This is a genomic window from Diaphorobacter ruginosibacter (assembly GCF_014395975.1).
Taxonomy (GTDB): Bacteria; Pseudomonadota; Gammaproteobacteria; order Burkholderiales; family Burkholderiaceae_C; genus Diaphorobacter_A; species Diaphorobacter_A ruginosibacter.
Map to the genome: position 1 here is coordinate 4,881,620 of NZ_CP060714.1, position 24,563 is coordinate 4,906,182.

Genomic DNA, 24,563 nt, shown 5'->3' on the forward strand with positions numbered 1-24,563 from the left:
GTTTGTTTGGATTCAATCGCATGGGCACTACTACCCCATTTCAAGAACTGCAACACGCCGCGCAGGTGCGCGTGCTGGCAGGCGAGCGCGTATGGCTGGAGGATGCCGCGCTCGAACAACTTCGCATCACCGCACGCCTGCCGCACATCCGTGCAGCCGTGGGCCTGCCCGACCTGCACCCGGGTCGTGGCTACCCCGTGGGTGCTGCGTTCTTTTCCGTGAATCATTTCTACCCCGCGCTGGTCGGCGGCGACATCGGCTGCGGCATGGGCCTGTGGCGCACCGATCTGCGCGCGCATGCGGCCTCGGCCAGCAAGCTCGAGAAGCAGCTCGGCAACATCGACGGGCCGCTTCCCGACGCCTTGATGGCCGATGCGCAGCGCCAGCTCGATGGCATTGCGGTCGCGCAGCTGCCCGCGTCGCGCGAGATGCTGGCGGCCAGCATCGGCACGATCGGCGGAGGCAACCACTTCGCCGAACTGCAGGTGGTGGACGAGGTCTACGACGCCGATGCGGACATCGACCGCAAGCGCGTGCACCTGCTGGTGCACAGTGGTTCGCGCGGCCTCGGAGGCGCCATTCTGCGCGAGCATGTGGAGCGCTTCGGCCATGCGGGGCTGACGGCGGGCTCGGGCGATGCGCGGGTCTATCTCGCGCAGCATGACGCGGCGCTCGACTTCGCATGCCTGAACCGCATCTGGATCGCACGCCGCATCCTGCAGGCGATCCGTGCCGAGGCCGACCTGTTGCTCGATGTGAGCCACAACCATGTCCAGGAAGCCGAATTCGGTGGTGAGTGCGGCTTCCTGCATCGCAAGGGAGCCACTCCCTCCGACCAGGGCGTGGTGATGATTCCCGGATCGCGTGGCGACTTCAGCTACCTGGTGAGGCCGGTGGCCGGACGCGACGAGGCGCTGTTCTCGCTGGCGCATGGCGCGGGCCGCAAGTGGTCGCGCTCCGACTGCATGGGGCGCCTGGCGCACAAGTACCGCTCGGACGAGCTGCGCCGCACGCGCTTTGGCAGCACGGTGGTGTGCAACGACAAGGAACTGCTGTACGAGGAGGCCCCCCAGGCCTACAAGGATGTGGACTCGGTGGTCGCCGCCCTGGTCGATGCGGGCCTGGTCACGCTGCTTGCGCGCCTGCGTCCCATCCTGACCTACAAGAAGGGAGGGCTGGCCGCATGCTGCTGACGTTCTTCCAGATCACGGCGGCGCAGGGGCCGCTCGAGTGCGAGCGCGCGACGCTGGTTACGCTGCAGGCACTGCTGCGCGACGCCGAGGCGCACCGCGTGCAGGTGGATGTCGTCGAGGAGGCGGCGTCTCCCGCCGGGCTCAAGTCCGTGCTGCTGCAGGCGCGAGGCGAGGCGGCCGATGCATGGCTGCGCACATGGCTCGGGTCGGTGCAGTGCATTTTCACGAGTCCATTCCGCCCGGGGCATCGCCGCAGGAACTGGTTCGTGGGGGTGCAGCGCTGCGAAGTGTCGCCGGCGGCTCTGGCGCTGGACGATGGCGACATCGTCTTCCAGGCCTGCCGCGCGTCGGGCAAGGGCGGCCAGCACGTCAACACGACCGACTCGGCTGTCCATGCGCTCCATCGTCCGAGCGGCATCGCGGTCAAGGTGATGAGCGAACGCAGCCAGCACGCCAACCGGCGGCTGGCGCGCACGCTCATCGCGTTGAAGCTGGCCGAGCGGGCGGAGCAGGACGAGGGCCATGCGCGCAGGAGCCGCAGCCTGTTGCACCGGGATGTGGACCGCGGCAATCCGGTACGGGTCCTGCACGGGTGAGGAGGCCGGCGGCGGTGCCGCGGTTTTGTGCGCTGCAGCACCGGAAGTTGCCCTCATGTAACCCGATTTATGCAAAAATTGAAACTCAATTACGTACTCATGGGATTTTGATGGTCATGCATATCCGCCGCGCTACCAAGATTGTTGCCACGTTGGGCCCCGCTTCGAGCGATCCGCAGCTGCTCGAGAAGATGATTGCCTCCGGACTGAACGTGGTGCGCCTGAACTTCAGCCACGGCAAGGCCCAGGACCACATCGACCGCGCGGCCATGGTGCGTGCCGCGGCGCAGCGCGCGGGCCGCGAGGTGGCGATCATGGCCGACCTGCAGGGCCCGAAGATCCGTGTCGGCAAGTTTGCCGAGGGCAAGGTGATGCTGGAGGAGGGGGCCGCGTTCGTGCTGGACGCTTCGCGCACCGAGCCGGGCGATCTCGGCGGCGTGGGCCTCGACTACAAGGAACTGCCCCGTGATGTGCGCCCGGGCGACGTGCTGCTGCTCAACGACGGCCTGATCGTGCTGGTGGTCGAGGCAGTGCGCGGCGATGCGGTGCACACCACGGTGAGGATCGGGGGCGAACTCTCGAACAACAAGGGCATCAACAAGCAGGGCGGCGGTCTGACGGCGCCGGCACTGACCGCCAAGGACATGGAGGACATCAAGACCGCGATGAGCTTCCAGGCCGACTACGTGGCCGTGAGCTTTCCCAAGAATGCCACCGACATGGAGATGGCGCGCCAGCTTTGCTACGTGGCGGCAGCGGGCACGGGCCACCGTCCCGGGCTGGTGGCGAAGATCGAACGCGCCGAGGCCGTTCCTCTGCTCGAGGAAATCCTGCGCGCCTCCGACGGCATCATGGTGGCGCGTGGCGACCTGGCCGTGGAGGTGGGCAATGCCGCGGTGCCTGCGCTGCAGAAGAAGATGATCAAGATGGCGCGCGACATGGACAAGTTCGTGATCACGGCCACGCAGATGATGGAGTCGATGATCACCAACCCGGTGCCCACGCGCGCCGAGGTGAGCGACGTGGCCAATGCCGTGCTGGACGGCACGGACGCCGTGATGCTGAGCGCCGAAACGGCCGCAGGCCGCTATCCGCTGGAGACGGTGCGCGAGATGGCGACGATCTGCGCGGCTGCCGAAGCGGCGGAGGATCCGGACCGCGATGACGATTTCCACGGCCAGACGCTGGGCCGCATCGACCAGTCGATCGCCATGGGCGCGCTGTTCACGGCCCATCACCTGGGCGCGAAGGCGATCGTCGCGATGACCGACAGCGGCTCGACGGCGCTGTGGATGAGCCGCCACCGCATCCACATTCCCATCTATGCATTGACGCCCAAGGTGGCGACCCAGCGCAAGATGGCGATGTACCGCAACGTGCGCCCCCTGCTCATGGACACCAGCGCGGACCGTGACACGGCCCTTGATCAGGCGGAGAGTCATCTCAGGATGCGCAACATCGTCCAGCAGGGCGACCTCTACGTGATCACCTGCGGCGAGCCTATGGGCGCACCGGGCGGGACCAATATGATGAAGATCTGCCGCGCCCGCTGACCCTGCCGGCGAGCGCCGCAACGGCGCTCGCGCTGGCGATGCCCACGATCGCGCCGCCCAGCAGGTCGCCGGGCAGGTGGACACCGAGGCAGACCCGGCTCCAGCCGATGGCCATGGCGGCCAGCCAGGCCGCAGCGATCACGCAGCGCCCCAGGCGCGAGTCGCGGATCGCCTGCCCCGTAAGCAGCCCCTGCGCCAGCGCAAATGCCAGCGTGGCGTGCATGCTTGGAAATCCCGAGCGCATGCCGTGGGCGATCCACTGGATTCCCAGCCCCAGCTGCGCCGGACGCGGCTCCGGCCAATGGCGCCGGATCAGATAGGCGACTGCCGCCGCCAGTAGCAATCCGGCCAGCGTCGCGAGCAGTTCGCGCTGCACCAGCCGTCCCCCTCCCAGCAATGCAAGAATGAAGGCGCCTGCCATCGACATCGGCAGGCTCTGCGATAGCCATGTCGCCACCCCGACGACTGCCGCCGGGGTGGCGGCGCTGGCGTTGATATGCAGGAAAAGGACGTGATCCAGAGGCAGCATGGGGGTGGCGCGTGGTTGCGCCCCGAGTGATGTTGCGGCGAATCTACGGCACCAATGTGAAAGCAATCTGAACGCGGATGCATGAAATCGACCGGGCGATGCCTCCCGCAGTTCCACCTGGCTGCGCAGGGCCGCAGGAGCCCGAAATTCCGGCCATTCGGGCTTGGCGCTAAAATCGGCAGTTACCAACCGGTTACCAACTCGCGCAAGGCGGCAGCACCCCGCCCGACCCCGCGCGGGCCGCGTCGACCGGTGCCTGTCGCTCAACAACTTACCTTACGGACCTTTCCCATGCCTCTCGTCTCGATGCGCGAATTGCTCGACCATGCTGCCGAAAACGGCTATGGCATTCCAGCCTTCAACGTGAACAACCTGGAGCAGGTGCAGGCCGTCATGTCGGCTGCCGACGAAGTGGGCGCTCCCGTGATCCTGCAGGCCAGCGCCGGCGCCCGCAAGTACGCTGGCGAACCCTTCATCAAGCACCTGATCCAGGCCGCGGCAGAAGCCTTCCCGCACATTCCCCTGGTCATGCACCAGGACCATGGCACTTCTCCCGCGATCTGCCAGGGTGCGCTGAACCTGGGCTTCGGCTCGGTGATGATGGACGGCTCGCTGCGTGAAGACGGCAAGACACCGGCGGACTTCGACTACAACGTCGACGTGACCCGCAAGGTGGTCGAAATGGCCCACAGGATCGGCGCGACGGTCGAGGGCGAGCTCGGCTGCCTGGGCTCCCTGGAAACCGGCATGGCTGGCGAGGAAGACGGTGTGGGCGCCGAAGGCGTGCTGGACCACTCGGCCCTGCTGACCGATCCGGAAGAGGCCGCACAGTTCGTGAAGGCCACGCAGCTGGACGCGCTGGCGATCGCCATCGGTACCAGCCACGGCGCCTACAAGTTCACCCGCAAGCCCACGGGCGACATCCTGGCGATCAGCCGCGTGAAGGAAATCCATGCCCGCATCCCCAACACCCACCTGGTGATGCACGGCTCCTCCTCCGTGCCGCAGGACCTGCTGGCCATCATCAACCAGTTCGGCGGCAAGATGAAGGAAACCTACGGCGTGCCGATCGAGGAAATCCAGGAAGCCATCAAGTTCGGCGTGCGCAAGATCAACATCGACACCGACATCCGCCTGGCCATGACCGGCGCGGTGCGCAAGTTCCAGGCCGAGAACCCGGACAAGTTCGACATGCGCGAATGGATGAAGCCCGCGCGCGAGGCCGCCAAGCAGATCTGCAAGCAACGCTACCTGGAATTCGGCTGTGAAGGCCAGGGTTCGAAGATCCAGGGCGTTTCGCTTTCCGAAATGGCGGCAAAATATGCTTCTGGTTCGCTCAAGCAGACTGTGAACTGATTTTTCGCCCTCCAGTGAAAAGTGCCGAAACCCGGCGTCTTGCAAAAGGCGCCGGGTTTTGCTTTGCAGGGGGCGTGAAGCCAGCCGGGATGGGATGCCTTGCCGGTTTGCAAGATTCGGTAAATTCTGCTCTGGTGGAGAATGCGGGGCACGGGCGGCCAAGGCAGGCTGTACGCTCACAATATTCCGACTTTCTCAAACTCATCATCATCATCGACAAGGAAGGCAGGCTGCAGCCTGCCCGCCCGCTCGGGATAGCAAGGATTTGGTTTTCATCATGCTGAAGTTTTCTCTGCGCGCTCGATGCGCGGTGGCGGTGGCTGCGGTTGCTTCCACGGTGTTGCTCACCGCATGCGCGCCCATGCAGCAAGGCCTGGTCAAGGTGGGGCGCTCCGAGCTGCAGCTGCCGCCGGGCGACTGGGAAAAGCTCGAGCAGGGCGACAGCGATCTCTTCAACGTGCTGCCCGATGACGTCTCGCACGACCTGCCCATGCGCACGCAGGCCGTGGGCCTGCGCGGCCGCCAGGGGGAAATGCTGGCCGTGATCGTCGTGCAGACCAATGCCTCCAACGACCCTCGCGACACCACGCTGTGGACCCATACCTGCCCGGCACAGCAGGGCGTCCAGGTCGATGACTTCGCAAAGGGCAGTCCCATCCGCATCGACTGCCTGCGCTTCAAGCGCCGCGCGGACAGCGAGGACTTCCTCAAGAAGAACCGCCCCGTGCTGCAGGAGTGGGTCAAGCAAAACAATGCGCTGCCGCTCGCGCCTTACTCGCACGTGTCGTACCGATACGCGACGGCGGAAGGGGGCTACCTGCTGGTGGAAGCACTGGTCGACCAGCGCCTGATGCGGCCCAGAACCGTGGGCACGGATCAGTTCCTCGCGGCCGGCAGACCCGCCCAGGAATGGCTGATCGACTTCGTGCAGGCCGCCAAGGACAGCGTGGCCATGCTGGACGGCCGCTTCGTCGTACCCCCCTTTCCCGTACCGCTGCCAGAGTAACCCGGCCGCTGGGAGGAAGGCCGCACGCGTGAATCAATTTCCGGTCCGATCAAGTGAAATTCAACCCTTCGCGGAGGGAACATGATAAAAACGAACGATCGTGCAGAAATTTCGTTTTTCTAGGGTAATTCCAGACTCTGGAAATGAACGATGGACCGGACAATGCGCAGAATTTACGGATTTTGCATTCAACAACGAGACACGCAGGAGACCTCAGCATGACAGACCGCCCCTGGCTCAGCGCCTATCCGCCTGGCGTTCCAGCCGATATCGACCCGTCGCAATATGCTTCGCTGGTCGAACTGATGGAGCAGGCCTTTCGTGACTACGCTTCACGCACCGCCTACAGCTTCATGGGCAAGGAGGTCAGCTATGCGCAGACGGATGCCGAAAGCCGCCAGATGGCGGCCTACCTGCAATCGCTGGGGCTGGCCAAGGGGGATCGGGTCGCAATCATGATGCCGAACGTGCCGCAGTATCCCGTGGTGGTCGCGGCCATCCTGCGTGCCGGGTTCGTGGTGGTGAACGTCAACCCGCTGTATACCCCGCGCGAGCTGGAGCACCAGCTCAAGGACTCGGGCGCCAAGGCGATCATCATCATCGAGAACTTCGCGGCCACATTGCAGGCCTGCATTGCGAGCACGCCCGTCCAGCACGTGGTGCTCGCAACCATGGGCGACCGCATGGGTTTCCTCAAGGGCATGATCATCAACTACGTCGTGCGCAACGTGAAGAAGCTGGTGCCGACGTTCTCGTTGCCCGGTGCCGTACGCTACAACGATGCGCTCGCGCGCGGCGCGCGTGCCCCATTCCAGAAGCCTGTGATCACGCCCGACGACATCGCGCTGCTGCAATACACGGGCGGCACGACGGGCGTCTCCAAGGGGGCCGTGCTGCTGCACCGGAACATCATCGCCAACGTGCTGCAATCCCAGGCATGGAACGCCCCCGTGATGAGCAAGGTGCCGCAGGGCGAGCAGCCCACGGCCGTCTGTGCGCTGCCGCTCTATCACATCTTCGCGTTCACCGTGAACATGATGCTGTCCATGCGCACGGGCGGAAAGACCATCCTGATCCCCAATCCGCGCGACCTGCCTGCGGTGCTCAAGGAGCTCTCGAAGCAGACCTTCCACAGCTTCCCGGCCGTGAACACGCTGTTCAACGGCCTGGCCAACCATCCTGACTTCAATACGGTCAACTGGAAGAACCTCAAGTGCTCGTTGGGCGGCGGCATGGCCGTGCAGGGCGCGGTCGCCAAGTTGTGGCTCGAGAAGACGGGCTGCCCGATCGTCGAGGGCTATGGCCTGTCGGAAACCAGCCCCTCGGCGAGCTGCAACCCGGTGACGTCCAAGGAATTCACCGGCACGATCGGCGTGCCGATTCCCAGCACCTACATGAAGCTGGTCGATGACGATGGCCGCGAGGTGCTTCTCAAGGGGCATCCGGGCGAGATCGCCATCAAGGGGCCGCAGGTCATGGCGGGCTACTGGCAGCGCCCCGACGAAACCGCGAAGGTCATGACCGAGGACGGCTACTTCAAGACCGGCGATATCGGCATCATCGACGACAACGGGTTCTTCAAGATCGTCGATCGCAAGAAGGACATGGTGCTGGTCAGCGGCTTCAACGTCTACCCGAACGAAGTGGAGGATGTGGTGGCAGGCATGGCGGGCGTGCTCGAATGTGCCGTGGTCGGCGTTCCCGACGAAAAGACCGGCGAGGCCGTGAAACTGGTCATCGTGAAGAAGGACCCGTCGCTGACCGAGGCGCAGGTCAAGGAGTTCTGCAACGCCAATCTCACCGGCTACAAGCGTCCCCGCGTGATCGAATTCCGCGACTCGCTGCCGAAGACGCCGGTCGGCAAGATCCTGCGGCGCGAGTTGCGCGACAAGAAGTGACCACCGAGCCTGCTTTACAGCGCATCGACCTACGCCGCCTCGTGCGGCGTTTTTCTTGGGAGGCCCTGCACGCGCCGATCGAAAAGCATGTGTCGACGGAATGCGCGCAGAGCTTCCATCGCGCACGATAATCGCACTCTTTTTGCCGGAGACCCGCGCAGTGACCATCGCCATCATCAGTGCCTTGCCCGAGGAGCAGGGCAGCCTCGTTCAGGCCCTGCAGCAGCCCGGGCAGGTGACCCACGCCGGACGCACATTCTGGCGCGGCACCCTGCATGGACATGAAGTGGTGCTGGCGCTCTCGGGGATCGGCAAGGTGGCGGCGGCGACCACGGCCACAGTGCTGGCGGAGAAGTTCGGCGCCACGCGCGTGCTGTTCACCGGCGTGGCGGGCGGGCTGGGCGAGGGCGTGTGCGTGGGCGACGTGGTCGTTGCACAGGACTACCTGCAGCACGACATGGACGCGTCACCCATCGTCGAGCGCTGGCGTGTGCCCGGCTATCCGGCGATCCGGATGGCTTGCGATGCCGACCTCACGCAGCGGCTTGTCTCCGCCACGAAGGACTGCGTGGCGCGGGACAGCGATGCGATCGACTGGGCATCCCTCGGGCTCGGCGCCACCCACCGGCCCTCGGTGCACCTGGGCCTGATCGCGAGCGGCGATCGGTTCGTGAGCACGGCGCAGGAGTCCGGCGCCATCCGCTCGGTGCTGGAGGGTGCTGGGCACCGCGTGCTGGCCGTGGAGATGGAGGGGGCGGCGGTGGCGCAGGTGTGCGCGGACTATGGCATAGCATTCGCTGCGGTGCGGACGATTTCCGACCGGGCCGATGATTCAGCGGATGTGGATTTCCTGCAGTTCGTGCGGACCGTGGCGAGCCGGTACGCGGACCATGTGGTGCATGCGTTTTTGCGGGCGCTTTGATTTTTCCTGCTGGCAGAGGCAGGAAGTGCACCCGGAGGGTCAGTCCCTCCACTCGACCCGGTCTTCCGCGAAAAACCTTATTTGAGCCATCCGCGCTTGCGGAAATACAGCATGGGAATCACGGCGCTGCAGACCATCAGTCCGATCCCGAAACCATATCCGTATTGCCATTCCAGCTCGGGCATGAACTTGAAGTTCATCCCGTAGACGCTTGCGATCAGCGTGGGTGGCAGAAGGGCGACGCTGGCCACCGAGAAGATCTTGATGATCTTGTTCTGGTTGATGTTGATGAAACCGACCGTCGCATCCATCAGGAAGTTGATCTTGTCAAAGAGGAACGCGGTGTGGTTGTCCAGCGATTCGATGTCGCGAAGAATCTGGCGCGCATCCTCGAACTGCTCGGCGTTGAGCATCTTCGAGCGCATCATGAAGCTCACGGCGCGGCGCGTGTCGAGCATGTTGCGGCGGATGCGGCCGTTCAGGTCTTCCTGGCGGGCGATGGCGGCCAGCACTTCGCTGGCCTTGGCGTCGGTCACGTCGCCCGCGAGCACCTGGGTGCTGACGAGCTTGAGTTCGTCATAGATGCCCTCGAGCGTGTCGGCCGAGTATTCGGCGTCCGCGTCGAACAGCTTGAGCAGCACTTCCTTGGCATCCTCGATGAGGCCCGGCGCGCGGCGGGCGCGCAGGCGCACGAGGCGAAAGACCGGCACGTCGTCGTCGTGGATAGAGAACAGCACGCCCTTGCTCTTGAGCGAGTCGTTGACCAGGTTCAGGATGAAGGCGACGCGAACCGCGCGCGGATCGTCATCCACATCCACCAGGAAGTCGCTGCGGATATGCAGTTCGCCGTTGTCTTCCTCGTAGAAACGGGCCGATTCCTCGATGTCCTCGTCCATCGCGTCTTCGGGAATCGACAGGCCATAGTGCTGCTTGACCCAGCGCTTTTCCTCCACGGTCGGCGATTCAAGGTCTACCCAGATCGGCTGAAAACGCTTGAGCTCCTCCAGCGATTCAATTTCTTCCTGAACCAGGCGGCCATTGGCCAACGTAAAGATATTGAGCATTGCTCAGCATTCCCGAAAAATCATTGTGCAAGGGCGAGGGTGTTGAGTGAGGTCATATCGCTTTCAACCCTCGGCACGCCGGGAGTTGAAAGCTACCAACTGGGGTAGGCTTCCACGGAGCTGTCTCCTGTATTCAAGATTCCCGCATTATGGCATCGGCATCCCGGCCCATGCCATCGCGGGAGTGTGACAAAGAGGGGGGCGGTAATCAGGCCTCGCCGGCCTTGCGGACCACGGCCAGGGCTCGGCACAGGTCGGCCCAGGCGGAGGCTTTGGCATCGGGCGCGCGCAGCAGATAGGCAGGGTCGTAGCTGACGAAGGCGGGTGTGCCGTCCGGCATCTGGTGCTGTGCGGCACGCAGGCGTCCGAGCGGTTCCCGGTTGTCGAGGGTGGCGCGGGCAGCACCGAGGCCGAGGATCAGGACCATCGAGGGCTGAAGCTCCGCCAGCGTCCGCGACAGCATCGCCTGGACAGGTGGGGACGCTTCGGCACCCGCCCCGCGTTCGAGCACACAGGCGAAGGTGCGCGGATGCCGGTGCAGTTGCATGGCACGCAGCATGTTGTCGAGCAGGCGGCCGGAATCGCCACCCAAGGGGTCCGCGGGTGTCGGCGTTTCGAAGATCACGAGCCAGCCGTTGCCAAGCTCGCGCGGTGGGCCGGACGTGGCCGTTGCGGCATCGGGGTACAGCGCAACCGGTGCGTGCAGCCTGGCCACGGCTCCTTCGGATGCGCCTGCAGGCTGTGTGGCCGCAGGTGCCGGTGCAGGGGCGGCCTGGGGCGGTTGCTGCCGCGCGACGGGCGCGGGCGCCTCCGCGCGGGGTTGCGCGGGAGGCACCTGCGGCGCGAGCGGCCGTTCCAGCACGGGCATGCCCTGGGCTGCGGGCCGTGCCATGCGTTCGGTCACGGAAGGAGCCGCCGCGGCGGCCGCAGGTGCTGCCTGCCAGATGGTGATGCCCATCTCCTGCAGCATCGCTCGTTGGCGTGCGTCCAGCTGAAGGCTCATAGCTTGATACTCATGACAATGGCGTCCTCGCGTTCGCCGTTTTCCGCCGGATAGTAGCGCTTTCGCTGGCCCACGGACTGGAAGCCATACTGCAGGTAGACATGCTGCGCACGCAGATTGCTCTGGCGCACTTCCAGCCAAAGCCACTGTGCCTGCCTGCCGCGCGACCACAGCACCAGCGAGTCGAGCAGCACGCGCGCCCAGCCCTGCTGCTGGAAACGCGGCGCCACGGTGATGTTCAGCAGATGCACCTCGTCCACGCCTTGCATGGCGACGAAGTAGCCGACAATTTGGTCTTCCTGCATCAGCAACTGGATCTGGTAGCCGACCGCGATCGCATCGATGAAGTTGCCGCGGGTCCACGGATGCGTATAGGCCGCGTTCTCCACCTCGAGCAGCGCATCCAGCCGCGCGAGCGACAGCAACTCGAAGTGCAGCAGCGAGTCATGGTGCAAGGTGGAGGCGATGGCGTTCATGCGGGCTGAGGTCCGGAGGCTGCCTGCCTGGCCTGCTCGCGCTCGGCCGTGGTCTGGGCCACCTTGTCGCGGATGTAGAGCGGCAGCGCTTCCTTGGCGGATACCGTTCCGCTGGCGGCGAGCTGAGGGGCCAGGCGCAGCATGGCCCCGGCCGTCGGCAGGGCGCGCACGTGGGGGGCATCGGGCGCGAGGCGTTCGCCGTAGGCGGCTTGCGCATTGCCGGCGACGGTGAAGCCGGGCTCGACGATCACATGCTGCGGAGCGAGCAATTGATAGTCGCCAGCGCTGCTCCATTGCCCGCCGTCCCATCGATAGGCTGCGGCATAGACCTCGTCCATGCGTGCATCCAGCACGGCAAGCACCTTGTCCACGCCGTGTTCCATGCGCGCCTGCTCGGCCACGGCCAGCAGTGAGTCGACGGGCAGCACGGGCACGCCCAGGCCCTTGCGGGCGCCGAAGGCGAGGCCCTGCGCCACCGAGCATGCGGTGCGCAGTCCGGTGAACGAGCCCGGGCCGCGGCCAAAGGCGATCAGGTCAAGCTCATCGAAGGACAGGCCCAGCTCGCCCATCAGTTCACGGATCAGCGGGATCAGCGTGGTGGAGGACTGGGCGCCGCCGGGTGCGCTGCGCTCCAGCAGCCCCGCTCCGCTCCCGTTGCCACCCTTCTGGACGGCGATGGAAAGCGTATCGGTGCTGGTATCTAGCGCAAGGAGATTCATGAACGGTCGATCTGGCGGGAGCGGGGGACCCGGGATTATCGTCCCGCCGCAATATCCGCGGGTGATATCTGCGGGTAATTGGCAGCATTGTTGGCTGGAAATACCGATAAATCATAGACTTGTCGGATGTTTCTGGAATTCCTCGCAGCCGCCGCCAGCGCGCGGCAAGTGCATTGGCGCCTCGTGGCGCTGGCCTGTGTCCTGTCTGCCGGAGCCGCTCTTCCCGCTGTCGCGCAGAATGAGCGGACCGCCCAGCCCGCGCTGGCTCCCGCGCCGCAGCAGCAGGCGCTGCCGCCCTCGGTGGATGCCGCGCTCCAGCGTGCCAAGGTGCCGCGCGAGGCCCTTGCGGCCATGGTGGTGGAGCTGGATTCGCCCAAGTCGCCCAAGCTGGCATATCGCCCCGACGAGCCCATGAATCCGGCCTCGGTGATGAAGCTGGTGACGACCTACGCGGCGCTCGACCAGCTCGGCCCGGCATTCGCATGGGAGACCCCGGTCTATCTCGACGCCGTGCCGCAGGACGGGGCCCTGCGCGGCAACGTCTACATCCAGGGCCAGGGCGACCCGCAGATGGTGCTCGAACGCCTGTGGCTTGCCATGCGCCGGCTGCGCAGCATGGGCGTGACGGTGATCGTGGGCGACATCATTCTCGACCGCTCGGCATTCAGCCTGCCGCCGCGCGATGCCGCCACCTTCGACGGCGAGCCCTGGCGCCCCTACAACGTGGGGCCTGATGCGCTGCTGATCAACTTCAAGGCGATGACGCTGCGCTTCGTGCCCGACGCGGCGGCGGGTGTCGCACGCATCACCTACGAGCCGCCGATGGGCGGCATGCAGCTTCCTGCCTCCGTGCCGCTCGCGCCCGCCGCCACGGCCTGTGGTGACTGGCAGGCTGCGCTCAAGGCCGAGTTGGGTGAGCCGGGCCGCATCACGTTCGCGGGCCCGTTTCCCGCGACCTGTGGCGAGCGCGAATGGTCCATCGCGCCGGCAGACCCCGACGGCTACGCCGCGCGTGCCATCGAGGGCATGTGGCGCGACCTGGGTGGCAAGGTCACGGGGTCGGTGCATGACGGCAAGGTGCCCGCGGGGCTCAAGCCTGCGTTCACCAGCCGGTCCCAGACCCTGGCGGAAGTGGTGCGCGACATCAACAAGTACAGCAACAACGTGATGACGCAGCAAGTGTTTCTCACGCTGGGCCTGCAGGCCACGGGCCGGGGCACCTGGGAGTCGGGCCGCCAGGCCATGGCGCAGTGGTGGCGCAGCCGCTGGCCCCAACTCACGCCGCCGGTGTGGGAGAACGGCGCCGGGCTCAGCCGCGATGAGCGTGTGACGGCCCGTTCGCTCGCCGGCATGTTGCAGACCGCATGGTTCTCGCCGCACATGCCCGAGCTGCTGTCGTCGCTGCCGATCGTCGGTGTCGATGGCACGTTGCGCCGCGTGAACACCGCGAGCGCTAAGGGCATGGCGCATCTGAAGACAGGCACGCTGCGCGACGTGACCGCGCTGGCCGGCGTGGTGGACTCCGTGAGCGGCAGGCGCTATGCACTGGTGGGCATCATCAACCACCCCTTGGCGCCCAACGCCCGCCCGGCGCTGCATGCCCTGGTCGACTGGGCCGCGCAGGACGCGCCCGCGGCATCCCCGCAGGTGGCCAACAACAACACAGGGTCCGCGGCCAAGGTGTCGCATCGCCGCTGACGACGGATCACCCTGCCGCAGCCACGCGGACGGCCCACTGACAATCCCTGTGCAATGGCCCCGGCATACCCGGGGCCATTGGCTTTCAGGCACCTATCGTTTTCCCACATTTGCACCTATGACGCGCCGCAAAAGCCACCCTTTGGCGTTGTTTAGGCGGGAATTCAGTGTTTACCCAAATAGGAGCGAAAGCGATTCATCTCTATCATTTTGAAAAAAACGAACGGTCGTTCTATTCAATGAAGGAGCTCTGTAAATGAAAGCACGTATGCGTATGCATTGGGTTGCAGCGGCAGCTGCTGCTGTGGCACTGGCAGCCTGTGGCGGCGGTGGTTCGGACACGACGCCCGCCGCGAAGATCACGACGGTCAAGGTCGCCGGTGACAGCCTGTCCGACGTGGGCACCTTTGGTTTCAAGGCGACGGTGCAGGCGTCCTCGACAGCCATGACCGGCCCCGACTCCACGCCGATGTGGGTGGACTGGATCGCCAAGGACTACGGAACATCGCTTTGCGCGCACTACCGTGCGACAGACACCACGGGGGCCAACTTCGCTGCGGTGGCGAACTGCACGGGCTACGCAGTGGCTGGCGGCCGCATCAACTACCCCGCATCGGCCACCTCGCCCGTTTCCATCCTCAAGCAGCTCGCCGACATGGGCGCTGCAGGCTATGCAGCCACCGACCTCGTGCTGATCGACGGCGGCGGCAATGACGCTGGCGACCTGTTCGGTGCCTACCTGGCAGCCTCCACGGACGGCGGCAAGACATTCTTCGGCCTGCTCGGCACGGTGCTCGACCCGGCCACGGTGCAGGCCCTGGCCGCACAGGGTGCCGCCGGCATGCCCAAGGCGGGTGCGGCCTACATGCAGGCGCTGGCCACCGGCTTTTCCAAGAGCATCCAGGCCAACACGGTGGGCAAGGGAGCCCCTCGCGTGGCCGTGCTGAACATGCCCGGCGTGACGCTGACGCCCAAGTTCCAGATGGTGCTCAAGAAGATCACTGCAACGCAGGGCGCGGAAGCGGCGGCCAAGCTGAACACGCTGTTCGACACCTGGGTGCAGACCTTCAACACCCAACTGAACGCGAACCTCAAGGGCGACGCACGCATCGCGATCGTGGATTTCTACGACTCCTTCAAGGACCAGGCAGCCAACCCCGCACAGTATTCGTACCAGAACGTGACCGATCCGGTCTGCCCGCCGACGGGCCAGGACGCATCCGGCCTGCCGACCTACACCTTCACAACCTGCACGGCGCAGGCCCTGTCGGCCAGGACGCCTCCAGCCGGAGCCACCGGTGGTGCGGACTGGTGGAAGAGCTACGGTTTTGCCGACAGCTTCCACCCCACGCCCTACGGCCAGAAGCTGATGAGCCAGCTGACGGCACGTTCGCTGTCGCAAGCAGGCTGGCTCTGACCTGAATCCACAACGAATACTGGAGACGATTACATGACGACGCTCTTCAAACAGGCTGGCGCAGCGCTGGTCATCCTGGCGGCCTGCGCGGCGGCACAGGCGCAGGTTGCGGGAACGATCAGCGTGCGCGCGGGCGCCACGCGCATCATGCCCGACGTGGACAGCGGCAACCTGTCCGCCCCGAGCTTCCCCAACACCAAGATCGATGTGGACAGTGCCAACCAGTTCACGGGCGGCATCAACTACATGGTCACGGACAACATCGCCCTGGACCTGCCACTCGGACTGCCGTTCAAGCACAACTTCTACGGTGATGGCGCGATCGCGGGCGTGGGCAAGCTGGGCCAGGTCAAGGTGATTCCCGCGACGCTGTTCGTGCAGTACTACTTCCGGGATGCGAAGTCGGCGTTCCGCCCCTATGTCGGCGTGGGCGTGACATATGCGAAATTCTTCAAGAACCGCACGACGGCCACCCTTTCCGCACTGACGGGCGGCACCCCGGACAATCCGACGACCGCCAAGATGGACAACAAGTTCGGCATCACACCGCAGATCGGCTTCACCTACAACATCAACGAGCGCTGGTATGTTGATGCTTCGTACTACAAGTCGTTCCTGAAGTCCAAGGCGCATCTGTCCACGGGGCAGAGCATTTCGGTCAAGCTCAATCCGGACGTGGTGTCCTTCGGCATCGGCTACCGCTTCTGATACTACGTCTGATCCTTGCGTCTTCCTCTCCAAGGTAGACACCACCGGCCCTTCGGGGCCGGTTTTTTATCCCTTGATCCGTGTGCTCGGGAGCTTCCCGCACACCGGTCGCATTACCACTGCAGGACGATGATGTCGCGAGCGTACTCGCCCAGGCGGCGATTGGCTTCGGGTGTCAGGTAGACGTTGTCGGAGAACACATAGCGGATCGGATCGGCGTTCGGCAGCAGGGTGTTCGGGGTGCACAGCGCCGAGTTGACGCGGTTGTTGCCGGTGCCGATGCCCGCGCCGGCATCCACCGACGTGCAGATGGCCGTGTCGCTGTTCTGGAAGCCGTAGGCGCCGGGGTTGCCCTGGAACAGGTTGACCTGGTAGGCTGCATCGATGTACAGCACCTGCTTGCCGCCCAGCGGGTTGATGTCGATCTTCAGGCGGTTGTTCAGGGCCAGCATGACCTGGGTGAGCAACTGTTCCTTGTCGATTTGCTTGGCCCATGGCGTGCGGCCCAGGTCGAAGGTGCCGGTCACGACCACGTGCTTGGCGCCCGCATTGATCACGCGGGTGACCTGGGCTGCGAGATCCGCGCCCGCCTGCGTGGCATTCGCCATCAGCTGGTCCTGGGTGATCGTGCCATTGATGAATGCCATGGTGTTGGCGATCACGTCGCTCACGCCGGCGCTGATCACGACCATGTCGTTGTCGGCGAACTTGTTGGCAGCGAGGAAGGTGTCGATCTGCTTGACCACCGTGGGCGTGCTGGCGTTGCCGGCCGCGTCGGGGCTCTGCGAGATGCGGGCGTTGCCATAGGCATAGTTCCAGCCGCCCTTGGATGCTGGCGTGAGCTTCACGTCATAGCGCGCGGCGAGCTGCGATGTCCAGTTGTTGACGCTGCCGTCGTTCACCGTGAACGAGGTTCCCAGCTGGCCCTGGTCGGCAAGGCCGTCACCGAAGACGACGAAACGATCGGGGCTGATTGCCGAGTCCACGCTGCTGGAGCCGCAGGCCGTCAGCAGGGCTGCCGAAGCGCACGCTGCGGCCACAAAAGTGCGGCGCATCCAATTTGCTGCCATAAATTTCTCCAAAACGATCCTGTGAGTGTAACTAGTGCGTGTCAACGATGGGCGAAGCATCCGCTACAAACTGTAGGCCACCTGCGCAATCAGGCCGCGGCCGCGCGTTGCAGGCGGTCGCGCACGCCTTCCCATTCCCCGGATTCTGGCGGAGTTTCCACCCAGATGAGCTTGACCTTGGCCTCGTCGAAGTCGCGCAGCGCGGCGAACAGTTCCTGCCCGGCGGCATTCGGATCGTCCGGCATCCGGCGCAGGGTGACGGCCCGTGCCGGCGTCAGCATGCGGGTGCGCGAATAGATGGCGATATGCGCGGCGTCCTTGCCCAGCACCTCGAGCGCCGTCTGGATCTGCCTGGCATCCATCAGCCGCACCTTGGCGCTGGGCGCGTAGTGGGCAAGCAGCGTGCCGGAGGCGCGCGGCGTGTGTTCCGGCATCTCCTCCTTGGACAGCGGGCGCATGCCGCAGGCGCGCTCGATGTCCTCGCGCGTGACGGCGCCCGGGCGCAGCAGCACGGGTGCGCCGCGCGTGCAATCGACGATCGTCGACTCGATGCCCACCTCGCAGGCGCCGCCGTCCAGCACCAGCAGATCGTCGCCGAACTCCGACGCCACGTGCTCCGCGGTGGTCGGGCTCACGCGGCCGAACTTGTTGGCGCTGGGGGCGGAGACGCCCCAGACCGGCGGGTCGAGCCGCTGGCAGGCCAGCAGCAGCGCATGCGCGACCGGGTGCGACGGGCAACGCAGTCCCACGCTGTCCTGGCCGCCGGTGGAGGCCTTGGCAGCTTCCGGCAGGCGCGGGAGGATCACGGTGAGCGGGCCGGGCCAGAAGGCGTCGATCAGCTGCTGCGCGAACACTGGCACTTCCTTGGCATAGCGCTGGATGCTGGCGGCATCGGCCACATGCACGATCAACGGGTGGTTGGCCGGGCGGCCCTTGGCGGCAAAGATCCGGGCCACGGCCGCATCGTTGTCCGCGTCGGCGGCCAGGCCGTAGACCGTCTCGGTGGGCATGCCCAGCAGCCGGCCCTCCTGCAGCGCCCGGGCGCCGGCCGTGATCGACTCTTTCAGGCTTGCATCGAGGATCATGGTCAGAAGGGCTCGATGCCGAGGATCGCAGCCGCCTTCAGCGCCGTGGCGCGCACGTTTTCGGGCGTGGCACCCGTGATGTTCAGGTGGCCCATCTTGCGTGCACGCTTGGCGTCATGCTTGCCGTAGAGGTGCAGGGTGCATCCTGGCAGCGCCAGCACCTGGTCCCAGGCGGGTGTCCTGGCTTCGGCGGAGTCCTTGAACCACAGGTCGCCCAGCAGGTTCAGCATGATCGAGGGGCTGTGCTGGCGCGGCTGCGTCAGCGGCAGGTTGGCCATGCAGCGCACCTGCAGCTCGAACTGCGACACGTCGCAGGCATTCTGGCTGTAGTGGCCGCTGTTGTGCGGACGCGGTGCGATCTCGTTGACGACCAGCATGCCGTCGTTCAGGACGAAGAACTCCACGCACAGCACGCCGACATAGTCGAGGCCGATCGCCACGGAGCGCGCGGCGGCGATCGCCTTCTCGACCTGGGTGGCCGGCAGGCTGCCTTCGTAGACTTCGGTGACAGCGAGGATGCCGTCGCGGTGCAGGTTGCGCTGCACCGGCAGATTGACGATGGTGCCATCGCGGCCGCGTGCGACGATCACCGAGCATTCGAGCGCGAGCGGCAGCATCTTCTCGAGCACGCAGGCCACGCGGCCCAGCTGCTCCCAGGCGGTGTTCAGCTCTTCGCGCGTCTTCACGCGCACCTGGCCCTTGCCGTCGTAGCCCATGCGGGCGGTCTTGAGGATGCCGGGCAGCAGCGCGTCGTTCACGGCGGCCAGTTGCTCGGACGTCTCGATCACGGCGTAGGGGGCGCACGGGACACCGCACTTGACGAAATGCGCCTTCTCGGCGGCACGGTCCTGGGCGATGGCGACGGCGGAGCCGGCGGGCGAAACCGGCACCGACTGCGCCAGCGTGTCGAGAGAACCGGCGGGCACGTTCTCGAATTCGGTGGTGACCGCCACGCAGAGCGAGGCCAGTTCGGCCAGGCCTTGCGGGTCCTCATACCCGGTCCGGATATGGTGGTGGCTCACGAGGCCGGCGGGGCTGGTCTCGTCCTTGTCCAGCACGGCGGTGAAATAGCCCATGGCCTGGGCGGTCTGCGCGAACATGCGGCCCAGCTGGCCGCCGCCGAGCACGCCCAGCGTGGCGCCCGGAAGAATCACACGGGAATCGTCCTGCGCGCTCATGCGGACACCGGAGGCAGGGTCATGGCGCGTGCCGCGTTGGTCTGCTCTTCGCGGAACGCTTCGAGCTTCTTGCGCAATGCGGGATCCTCGTTGGCGAGCATGGCCACGGCGAACAGTGCCGCATTCGCTGCGCCGGCCTGGCCGATGGCAAATGTCGCCACCGGCACGCCCTTGGGCATCTGCACGATGGAGTGCAGCGAGTCCACGCCCTGCAGGTGGCGGCTGGCCACCGGCACGCCGAGCACGGGAACCGGGGTCTTGGCCGCGATCATGCCCGGCAGGTGGGCTGCACCACCCGCGCCGGCGATGATGGCCTTCAGGCCGCGGCCGGCGGCAGCTTCCGCATAGCGGAACATGTCGTCCGGCATGCGATGGGCCGAAACCACCTGCGCCTCATGGGCGATGCCGAATTGTTCGAGGATGGCGACTGCGTGCTGCATGGTGTCCCAGTCGCTGCTGGAGCCCATCACCACGCCGATTTGGATGGATGTCATTGTGTGAATGCGAGGGGCCGCAAAAGGCAGCCCCGCTGGGGTGGAACCCGCGATTTTACTTTTTGTACGCGCGGGGCGTGCAATGGCCCGCAGTTGCGCACCCCCGTCCGGGGAGAAGACGGGCAATGCCGCCTGCGAGTGGGGCTTCCATGGGAGCGTCGAATATGCGGGAGAATGCGAGTTTGGAGAGGGGCGGCGAGCACGGGCTGCCGGCTTGTGAACGCACGCCATGACCCCATCTGCAGGAGCCGGGCGGGCCGAGTGCACGCCCCTCCCGCACTCACTTACATTGCGCACCGCGCACCATCCACATCACCGGGTTTTTGCCATGATCGATGTCACCGTAGAGAATTTTGAAGCCGAAGTCATCGCCGCGTCGATGCAGACACCCGTGCTGGTGGACTTCTGGGCGCCATGGTGCGGCCCGTGCAAGACGCTCGGCCCGATCCTGGAAAAGGTCGAGACCGAGTACGCGGGCCGTTTCAAGCTGGTGAAGATCGACTCCGACCAGCAGCAGGAGCTGGCTGGCGCGTTCGGCATCCGCAGCATCCCCACCTGTATCCTGATGAAGAATGGGCAGCCCGTGGACGGCTTCATGGGCGCCCAGAGCGAAGGTCAGGTCAAGGCCTTCCTCGACAAGCATGTGCCGCCCGCCGAAGAAGCACCGGCCGAGGAGGAACTGGCCGATGATGCGCTGGCCTCCGAGGATGCCGAGTCGGCGCTCGAGCGCTATCAGCATGCCGTTGCCACCGACCCGTCGAATGACGACGCGCGCTACGACTATGTGAAGCTGTTGCTGCAGCAGGGCCGCGAGGACGACGCCAAGGTGGCGTTCGCTCCCGTGATCGCCAAGGCCGAGACATCGCGCAAGCTGAGCGCGCTCAAGGCCTGGATGGATGCGCTCGACTTCTCCGCGCGCAGCGGCTCCATGGCCGACTTCGACGCGCAGATCGCCGCCAACAAGCGTGACTTCGACGCCCGGTTTGCCCGCGCCCGCAAGCTTCTGTCCGAACAGAAGTGGACCGACGCGATGGACGAGCTGCTGGACATCCTCATGCGCGACAAGACCTGGAATGGCGATGCGGCGCGCAAGCTGTACATCGCCATCCTCGAGCTCATCGAGCCGCCGAAGGTCAAGGTGGCCGATGGCCAGATCCCGCCCGAGGACCCAACTGTCGCCACCTACCGCCGTCGCCTCTCCAGCGTGGTGCTGAGCTGAGCGCGAGGTGGCGGGGTCGATGTGGCGGCGCGGCCCGTGACGGATGACGCCCCCGCACGGGGCCGGCGCCTGTGGTTGCGCGGCGCCTTGTATGGCGGGATAGGCGGGCTGATGCTGCTTTCCGGCTGCGCGAGCGTGCCACGGCCCGATGCACTCATCACCGGCCGCGCGTTCTCGCTCCAGCGGCTCTACATCCCACCCGATGCCGTGTTCGAGGCGGTGCTGCTCGATGTCACGAACGAGGGAGAAGCACCGGTCGCGCTCGGGCGCCAGCGGCTCGAGCCCGCGGGCCAGGCACCGTTCGATCTGGCCATCCCCTTTCGCAAGGAGCAGGTGCAGCGCAACGGCAAGTACGTGGTGCAGGCGCAGGTCACGCTCTACAACGAGCTGATTTTCTACACGCCGGGCGTGAATCCGGTCATGCAGGACCCCGCGTTCCAGCGGGTGGACGTGATGCTGGAGCCCTACGTGCGCACCGATGCCACGGTCAATGCAGCGATTCCCTTCGCGCAGACCCACTGGCGGCTGTTGAGCGTGGGAGAGAATGCCGTGACGCCCGTGGCTCCGGCGGCAGAAGGCGCGGTTCCGGCCTTCCTCCAGTTCCAGCCGGCGGCAGGGAAATTCCCCGCAGGCGAATCGCAGGGCGATTTCGTCGGTTCGGGCGGCTGCAACCGATTTCTTGGAACCTACAGGGTGCAGGGCAAGTCGCTGCGGCTGCAACTGACCCGAACGTCGATCCGCCTGTGCCTGGATGGCGGAGGCGATGAGCCTGCATTCCTGAGCGCCCTCGCCGAAGCGCGGTCTTTCGTGCAGCGCGGACGCGAACTGGAATTGCAGGATGAGGATGATAAGCCTATTTTGCAGTTGCGTGCGCAGGAGGGGGCATGGCGGGGTTCGAGCCCTATGAGCCGCCGAACTCGCCGCAGTGATTGGGTTGCTGGCTGGTTCAGTTTCTGCTCTGTCCTCAAAAAGACCTCCGCAACAAAAAACCGCCCCGGCCATGCAGCGCGGAGCGGTAGTTCGTCGGAGGTATCTGGCGACCGGACCGGTCAGGCGGTCAAACGTTCCAGCGCTTCACGGTACTTGGCAGCGGTCTTGTCCACCACTTCGCGGGGCAGGCGCGGCGCCGGTGCCGTCTTGTCCCATGGCTTGCCGTTGATGCGCACGGACTCGAGCCAGTCACGCACGAATTGCTTGTCGTAGCTGGGCGGATTGGCGCCGGCCTTGAGCGCCTCCTCGTAGCCTTCGACAGGCCAGTAGCGCGAGCTGTCGGGCGTGAGCACCTCGTCCATCAGCACCAGCTCGCCCTCGGGCGTCAGGCCGAATTCGAACTTGGTGTCGGCAATGATCATGCCCTTCTGCAGGGCGATGGCGGCGGCCTTCTCGTACAGCTCGATGCTCACGTCGCGGATGCGCGTGGCCAGTTCCTCGCCCACGATCTCCACGGTGCGCTCGAATGTGATGTTCTCGTCGTGCTCGCCGGCCGCGGCCTTGGCTGCCGGGGTGTAGATCGACTGGGGCAGCTTGGCTGCGTTGGTCAGGCCCTCGGGCAGCGGCACGCCGCAGACCGAGCGCGATTCCTGGTATTCCTTCCAGCCGCTGCCGGCCAGGTAGCCGCGCACCACGGCTTCCACTGGAATGGGCTTGAGGCGCTTGACGAGCATGGAGCGGCCGGTGACCTGGGGCACTTCGGAGGGTGTCACCACGCTCTCGGGTGCGTCGCCGGTCAGGTGGTTGGGCACCACGCCCTGCAGCTTGTCGAACCAGAACAGCGCCATCTGCGTGAGCAGTTCGCCCTTGCCGGGGATGGGCTCGCCCATGATCACGTCAAAGGCCGACAGGCGGTCGGAGGCCACCATCAGGATGCGATCGTCGCCCACTGCATAGTTGTCGCGCACCTTGCCGCGCGCGAGCAGCGGCAGCGAGGTCAGGGCGGATGTATGCAGAGCGGAAGAGCTAGGCTGGGTCATTGCGGTTTTCAGGCAAACACAAAAGGAAAATCCCGCCGGGCACGCTGGGCCAACGTGCTGTGCCGGGTTGGGACGGGACGTGAGGGATGATTTTACGCCTTGCGCTGCAGGAGTCCGGTTTGCGGGAGGAGGCGGCTCGCGGGGCGGGCGGTGCAAGGTACCACCCCGGACAACTTGGCATTGTGACCGTTTTTTTGCAGCTTGGCATCTGTAACAGGTAACCCGGGTATCCCGGCAGGACACGCGTTGATTTTCACCATCGCGGCGCGCATAGTGAAGCCAACATGAATGCATTCAAGTTCGGCTGTCCCGCCCCCTGATTGCCAGGGAGCAGGGCGATTTCAACCCGTGCGTCACAGGAGACGTTTTATGAACTTGACGATTAGCGGACATCATCTTGAGGTGACCCCCGCGTTGCGCAGCTACGTGACTTCCAAGCTGGAACGCATTACACGGCACTTCGATCAGGTGGTTGATGTCAAGGTGCTGCTGACAGTCGAAAACCAGAAGGAAAAGGACAAGCGGCAGCGAGCGGAATGCAATGTCAGAGTGAAAGGCAGCGATCTTTTTGCGGAATGCGCCCATTTCGACCTGTATGCGGCAGTGGATGAGCTGATCGACAAGCTCGATCGCAAGGTGATGAAGTACAAACAGCGTCTTCAGGATCATCAGCCGGCGGTGCGCCGGGCGACGGCGGAGTTCGCTGTGGCAGCCTCGGCGGCCTGAGCGACAAAAGCCCCGCAAACGCCCTCGAACCACGTATCGCGCGCGACTGATACATAATGCAACCCCATTTATCAGTCGCGCCCACTTCTCTTTATTTCGAGGGTTGGATACGCAACCGCCTTCCAAGGCGGTTTTTTGTTGCTTATAGTAAGTCCTTTAGGGTTTACGCTTGACGCGCATAATTGCCATCATGAATCGTCTTGCTTCCATACTGCCTCCGGCCCAGGTTCTGGTTGGTGTCGACGCCACCAGCAAGAAGCGGGCCTTCGAAGAGGCGGGTTTGCTGTTCGAGAGCCAGCACGGTTTGTCCCGTGCACTGATCACCGACAGCCTCTTCGCCCGAGAACGCCTGGGATCCACGGGGCTTGGACACGGCGTGGCCATTCCCCATGGGCGCATCAAGGGCTTGAAATCGCCCATGGCTGCGGTGTTCCAGCTGGCCCACCCCATCGGTTTCGACGCACCGGACGAGCAGCCGGTCTCATTGCTGATCTTCCTGTTGGTCCCCGAAGCGGCCACGCAGAAGCACCTGGAAATTCTCTCGGAAATCGCCGAATTGCTGAGCGACAGCGCGCTGCGCGAACGCATCAAGACCTGCTCGGACGCGACGGAACTGCACGGCCTGATCGCCGACTGGCGATCGGCGCAAGCGGCCTGATTTCCCTTCCGTGCGCCGGCTCCGG

General features: G+C 65.2%; 23 protein-coding genes and 1 pseudogene. 14 read left to right on the plus strand and 10 right to left on the minus strand.

All coding sequences use genetic code 11. The features are described from left to right. Nucleotides 1-20: 20 nt before the first annotated feature. The 3 genes from H9K76_RS21970 (at nucleotide 21) to pyk (ending at nucleotide 3,342) form a co-directional block, all read left to right on the plus strand. Nucleotides 21-1,193 carry an RNA ligase RtcB family protein gene (locus tag H9K76_RS21970; protein ID WP_187597374.1) on the plus strand — a complete coding sequence of 391 codons (1,173 nt, stop codon included), beginning with the start codon at nucleotides 21-23 and terminating at the stop codon, nucleotides 1,191-1,193. Next, the gene (prfH, locus tag H9K76_RS21975) at nucleotides 1,184-1,789 is read left to right on the plus strand and encodes a peptide chain release factor H (RefSeq protein ID WP_246475197.1); all 606 of its coding nucleotides are present in this window, start codon (nucleotides 1,184-1,186) and stop codon (nucleotides 1,787-1,789) included. The genes H9K76_RS21970 and prfH overlap by 10 nt, the downstream gene beginning before the upstream one ends. Nucleotides 1,790-1,905: 116 nt before the next feature. Beyond that, entirely contained in the window at nucleotides 1,906-3,342 is a 1,437-nt protein-coding gene (gene pyk / locus H9K76_RS21980) for a pyruvate kinase (protein ID WP_187597375.1), read from the plus strand. Here the strand turns inward: pyk and H9K76_RS21985 are convergent. Further along, nucleotides 3,290-3,871, minus strand: coding sequence for a phosphatase PAP2 family protein (locus H9K76_RS21985; RefSeq protein WP_187597376.1), 582 nt, complete (start codon nucleotides 3,869-3,871; stop codon nucleotides 3,290-3,292). The two genes, pyk and H9K76_RS21985, sit on opposite strands and share 53 nt — an antisense overlap. Before the next feature lie 291 nt (nucleotides 3,872-4,162). On the opposite strand from H9K76_RS21985, the gene fba reads away from it, so the two are divergent. The 4 genes from fba (at nucleotide 4,163) to H9K76_RS22005 (ending at nucleotide 9,053) form a co-directional block, all read left to right on the plus strand. Beyond that, nucleotides 4,163-5,227, plus strand: coding sequence for a class II fructose-bisphosphate aldolase (fba, locus tag H9K76_RS21990; protein ID WP_187597377.1), 1,065 nt, complete (start codon nucleotides 4,163-4,165; stop codon nucleotides 5,225-5,227). A gap of 277 nt (nucleotides 5,228-5,504) precedes the next feature. Then, nucleotides 5,505-6,233 carry a hypothetical protein gene (locus H9K76_RS21995; protein WP_187597378.1) on the plus strand — a complete coding sequence of 243 codons (729 nt, stop codon included), beginning with the start codon at nucleotides 5,505-5,507 and terminating at the stop codon, nucleotides 6,231-6,233. A gap of 218 nt (nucleotides 6,234-6,451) precedes the next feature. Further along, nucleotides 6,452-8,131, plus strand: a complete 1,680-nt coding sequence (locus tag H9K76_RS22000) for a long-chain-fatty-acid--CoA ligase (protein WP_187597379.1) — start codon at nucleotides 6,452-6,454, stop codon at nucleotides 8,129-8,131. 160 nt (nucleotides 8,132-8,291) lie between these two features. Continuing rightward, complete coding sequence (locus H9K76_RS22005) at nucleotides 8,292-9,053, plus strand: 5'-methylthioadenosine/adenosylhomocysteine nucleosidase (protein ID WP_187597380.1); 762 nt, start codon at nucleotides 8,292-8,294, stop codon at nucleotides 9,051-9,053. A 77-nt stretch (nucleotides 9,054-9,130) separates the two neighbouring features. Here the strand turns inward: H9K76_RS22005 and corA are convergent, their stop codons facing one another. From corA to tsaB, 4 genes are all read right to left on the minus strand, one after another. Next, nucleotides 9,131-10,117, minus strand: coding sequence for a magnesium/cobalt transporter CorA (corA, locus tag H9K76_RS22010; RefSeq protein WP_187597381.1), 987 nt, complete (start codon nucleotides 10,115-10,117; stop codon nucleotides 9,131-9,133). Between the two features lie 208 nt (nucleotides 10,118-10,325). Then, nucleotides 10,326-11,120 carry a uracil-DNA glycosylase family protein gene (locus H9K76_RS22015; protein ID WP_187597382.1) on the minus strand — a complete coding sequence of 265 codons (795 nt, stop codon included), beginning with the start codon at nucleotides 11,118-11,120 and terminating at the stop codon, nucleotides 10,326-10,328. After that, complete coding sequence (gene rimI / locus H9K76_RS22020; protein WP_187597383.1) at nucleotides 11,117-11,596, minus strand: ribosomal protein S18-alanine N-acetyltransferase; 480 nt, start codon at nucleotides 11,594-11,596, stop codon at nucleotides 11,117-11,119. Before rimI ends, H9K76_RS22015 begins: the two co-directional genes overlap by 4 nt. Next, nucleotides 11,593-12,315: a tRNA (adenosine(37)-N6)-threonylcarbamoyltransferase complex dimerization subunit type 1 TsaB gene (gene tsaB / locus H9K76_RS22025; protein ID WP_187597384.1), complete on the minus strand. Its 723-nt coding sequence runs from the start codon at nucleotides 12,313-12,315 to the stop codon at nucleotides 11,593-11,595. The genes rimI and tsaB overlap by 4 nt, the downstream gene beginning before the upstream one ends. Before the next feature lie 126 nt (nucleotides 12,316-12,441). On the opposite strand from tsaB, the gene dacB reads away from it, so the two are divergent. The 3 genes from dacB to H9K76_RS22040 all read left to right on the plus strand — a co-directional run bounded on the left by dacB (nucleotide 12,442) and on the right by H9K76_RS22040 (nucleotide 16,138). Next, nucleotides 12,442-14,013, plus strand: a complete 1,572-nt coding sequence (gene dacB, locus H9K76_RS22030; RefSeq protein WP_187597385.1) for a D-alanyl-D-alanine carboxypeptidase/D-alanyl-D-alanine endopeptidase — start codon at nucleotides 12,442-12,444, stop codon at nucleotides 14,011-14,013. Nucleotides 14,014-14,269: 256 nt separating this feature from the next. Then, nucleotides 14,270-15,430 (plus strand): SGNH/GDSL hydrolase family protein, encoded by a 1,161-nt coding sequence (locus tag H9K76_RS22035; protein WP_187597386.1) that lies wholly within the window; start codon nucleotides 14,270-14,272, stop codon nucleotides 15,428-15,430. Nucleotides 15,431-15,463: 33 nt separating this feature from the next. After that, a complete protein-coding gene (locus H9K76_RS22040; RefSeq protein ID WP_187597387.1) occupies nucleotides 15,464-16,138 on the plus strand; it encodes an OmpW/AlkL family protein in 675 nt (224 codons plus the stop codon). Between the two features lie 113 nt (nucleotides 16,139-16,251). Here H9K76_RS22040 and H9K76_RS22045 read toward each other — a convergent pair whose 3' ends face one another. From H9K76_RS22045 to purE, 4 genes are all read right to left on the minus strand, one after another. Continuing rightward, on the minus strand, nucleotides 16,252-17,208 hold the full coding sequence (locus tag H9K76_RS22045; protein ID WP_187597388.1) for an SGNH/GDSL hydrolase family protein: 957 nt from the start codon (nucleotides 17,206-17,208) through the stop codon (nucleotides 16,252-16,254). Between the two features lie 89 nt (nucleotides 17,209-17,297). Next, a complete protein-coding gene (locus H9K76_RS22050) occupies nucleotides 17,298-18,293 on the minus strand; it encodes an L-threonylcarbamoyladenylate synthase (RefSeq protein ID WP_187597389.1) in 996 nt (331 codons plus the stop codon). Nucleotides 18,294-18,295: 2 nt separating this feature from the next. Next, nucleotides 18,296-19,471 (minus strand): 5-(carboxyamino)imidazole ribonucleotide synthase, encoded by a 1,176-nt coding sequence (locus H9K76_RS22055; protein WP_187597390.1) that lies wholly within the window; start codon nucleotides 19,469-19,471, stop codon nucleotides 18,296-18,298. Continuing rightward, nucleotides 19,468-19,965 (minus strand): 5-(carboxyamino)imidazole ribonucleotide mutase, encoded by a 498-nt coding sequence (gene purE, locus H9K76_RS22060; protein ID WP_187597391.1) that lies wholly within the window; start codon nucleotides 19,963-19,965, stop codon nucleotides 19,468-19,470. Before purE ends, H9K76_RS22055 begins: the two co-directional genes overlap by 4 nt. A gap of 328 nt (nucleotides 19,966-20,293) precedes the next feature. Between purE and trxA the strand changes: the two genes are divergently transcribed. Together trxA and H9K76_RS23540 are read left to right on the plus strand one after the other, a co-directional pair. Next, entirely contained in the window at nucleotides 20,294-21,184 is an 891-nt protein-coding gene (gene trxA, locus H9K76_RS22065; RefSeq protein WP_187597392.1) for a thioredoxin, read from the plus strand. 111 nt (nucleotides 21,185-21,295) lie between these two features. Further along, nucleotides 21,296-21,991: pseudogene (locus H9K76_RS23540) on the plus strand (YbaY family lipoprotein); the annotation flags it as partial. A gap of 242 nt (nucleotides 21,992-22,233) precedes the next feature. Here the strand turns inward: H9K76_RS23540 and H9K76_RS23545 are convergent. Next, complete coding sequence (locus H9K76_RS23545) at nucleotides 22,234-23,154, minus strand: phosphoribosylaminoimidazolesuccinocarboxamide synthase (protein WP_246475198.1); 921 nt, start codon at nucleotides 23,152-23,154, stop codon at nucleotides 22,234-22,236. 369 nt (nucleotides 23,155-23,523) lie between these two features. Here H9K76_RS23545 and hpf point away from each other — a divergent pair, with 369 nt between their 5' ends. After that, on the plus strand, nucleotides 23,524-23,880 hold the full coding sequence (hpf, locus tag H9K76_RS22075) for a ribosome hibernation-promoting factor, HPF/YfiA family (protein WP_187597394.1): 357 nt from the start codon (nucleotides 23,524-23,526) through the stop codon (nucleotides 23,878-23,880). 190 nt (nucleotides 23,881-24,070) lie between these two features. Further along, on the plus strand, nucleotides 24,071-24,538 hold the full coding sequence (locus H9K76_RS22080; protein WP_187597395.1) for a PTS sugar transporter subunit IIA: 468 nt from the start codon (nucleotides 24,071-24,073) through the stop codon (nucleotides 24,536-24,538). The last annotated feature ends 25 nt before the right edge of the window (nucleotides 24,539-24,563 follow it).